Below are 881 nucleotides of genomic sequence, written 5' to 3'. Positions count from 1 at the left end.
ACCATTCACACTGATAGCTTTGGTAGGGTTAGAGTTAGAATCAATGCCTTTGCTAATCAAGCAATAATTGATAATCAAATATTGCAATCAAATCAAACAAGCACAGAATCTAGTGCAAAATCTAATATAAATGCAAAATCTAGTATAAATGCTAATGATTTAGACTCACAATCAACAAACAATCCCAATCATTTAAGCAAAACAAATGCAAAATCAACTAACGATTTAGGTAAATCAAACGCAGAATCTAGCAATGATTCAAGCAAATCTAGCATTGCTAATACCAACAAAGCTAGTGAATCTAAAATAGATTCCAATGATTTAAGCCAATCTACAAATAATATAAACACAAATAACACAAAAACAATACAATCTAGCACACAAGCCAACGCGCAAAATAATTCACAAGATAATTCACAAGATTCTATGCAATATTATTCCCCATATTTACGCGTAGCATCTCCCATTGCTTCTAATGCTTCAGGTTTTTATCACACTCCAAGAGTAGGTGATGAAGTGCTTATTAGCTTTTTAGATAATGACATAGATAAACCATATATTAGTGGTAGCTTGTATAATAACACCAACACCCCAAATCTACACTTACCAAAAGATTCTCATAAAACCACATTTAGCTCTAAAACACTAGGATTAAATGAAAAAGGCATAAATGAAATAACACTAGAAAATATAAAAGATAATGAGCTAATCTCAATCCACGCTCAAAAAGACTATGATGAACTAATAGAGCATAACTTTAGCCAAACTATTCTAAACAATAAAGAATCTAGCATAAAAGGACATTATAACGAATCTATCGCTAAGAGCCATACCCAAGATATAGCCCTAGCAAAAATAATCAAAGTAGGTGCAGAATATAA

1 protein-coding gene is annotated in these 881 nt (G+C 31.4%); it reads left to right on the top strand.

The features are described from left to right. Nucleotides 1-881: bacteriophage T4 gp5 trimerisation domain-containing protein (locus ACWIUO_RS13795; protein WP_454178459.1), on the top strand; the 881-nt coding region annotated here is incomplete at both ends.

It is taken from the genome of Helicobacter sp. T3_23-1056 (assembly GCF_053654535.1).
This window is presented reverse-complemented; position numbering and strand designations above follow the sequence as displayed.